The following is a 714-nucleotide window of genomic DNA, read 5'->3' on the forward strand; positions in this document are numbered from 1 at the left end:
CAGATCAACACCCATGATGCGCCAGAGCATCTGATGCAAGGCCGCTTGATCTGCCGTTGACCGGTGCGGGCTGCGCAGGATTTTCTTTGACGGCTGCGGTGCATTGTCCAGCACGGGCATCAGCTTCATCACGTCACCGATGGCCGCGTCACATCCGGCGATCTGCTGCTCGAAGAAGTCGTAACATTCGACCTCTTGTTCCAGTGCATGAAGGTGTTCCCTGCGCCAGTTGCCATGCAGGCTGCGCGCGACCGTGTCCTGAGTGGCCTTGATCCGGCGATCACTGAGTGCGGCCAATTGTTCGGGGTTGCGCTCCCCGGCGATGATGGCTCTGATGATTTTCATACCTGTGACACCTGAAATGTCGCTGATGACACTGGCCAGTTGAATGTTCATCTGGGTCAGCGCCTTTTGCATCCGGTTCAGCGTTTTAGCCTGGTCGCGTACCTTGTTCGCACGCTGACGAACCAGAGCACGCATTGAGCACACCTGATCGGCAGGTCGAAATGCACCGCGTAACAAGCCGTAGCTCATCAACTGCCAAATCCACTGGCAATCAAGTACATCTGACTTTCGGCCCGAAATCTGTCGAGTCGAACGCGAGTTGACCAGGTAGACCGTGAAACCACGGGCATCAAGCAGCTCAAACAATGGAATCCAGTAAACGCCGGTGGCCTCCATCGCGACCACGTTGATCTTGAGCCCGGCGAGCCA

At 56.7% G+C, this 714-nt stretch carries 1 protein-coding gene; it reads right to left on the bottom strand.

The genetic code is table 11. The annotated features are described in order from the left end of the window. The coding region (locus ACYP2A_RS22205) for an IS110 family RNA-guided transposase (RefSeq protein ID WP_459748105.1) at window positions 1-714 on the bottom strand (714 nt) is incomplete at both ends.

The organism is Pseudomonas sp. 3A(2025) (assembly GCF_054589175.1).